The organism is Acuticoccus kandeliae (assembly GCF_003073115.1).
Genome location: NZ_QBBV01000066.1, coordinates 1 through 417, shown reverse-complemented (window position 1 = coordinate 417; position 417 = coordinate 1). Strand labels below are relative to the sequence as shown.

Here is a 417-nt window from a genome sequence, read left to right as displayed (position 1 = left end):
GATCAGCCGTCAGGTGTCCGGCCTGGTCAAGGCGGGTCTCATCGAGCGGCGCGCCGACCCCGGCGACGGGCGCGCCTCCCTCCTCGCCGCGACGGACGAGGGCGTCCGCGTGATCGAGACCGAGCGACGCCGTCGCGCGCACGTCATCGCCACCGTGCTGGCCGCGTGGAGCCCCGACGACCGCCAGGCCCTCACCGGCCTGCTCGGCCGCTTCCTCGACGACTACCAGACCTTCGAAGCACAGGAGTCCTGAGAATGTCCACCGCTGCCGCCAGTGCGCAGCGCCCCGCCGCCACCTCCGGCGACGGCGAGCTGACGCACCGGCAGATCCTGACCGTCCTGGGTGGACTGATGCTGGGCATGTTCCTGGCCGCCCTGGACCAGACGGTCGTCTCGACCGCGATCCGCACCATCGCC

At 72.4% G+C, this 417-nt stretch carries 1 protein-coding gene; it reads left to right on the top strand.

The genetic code is table 11. The features are described 5' to 3' along the window. The coding region (locus DBV35_RS29325) for a helix-turn-helix domain-containing protein (protein WP_157962094.1) at positions 1–253 on the top strand (253 nt) is incomplete at its 5' end. Positions 254–417: the final 164 nt, after the last annotated feature.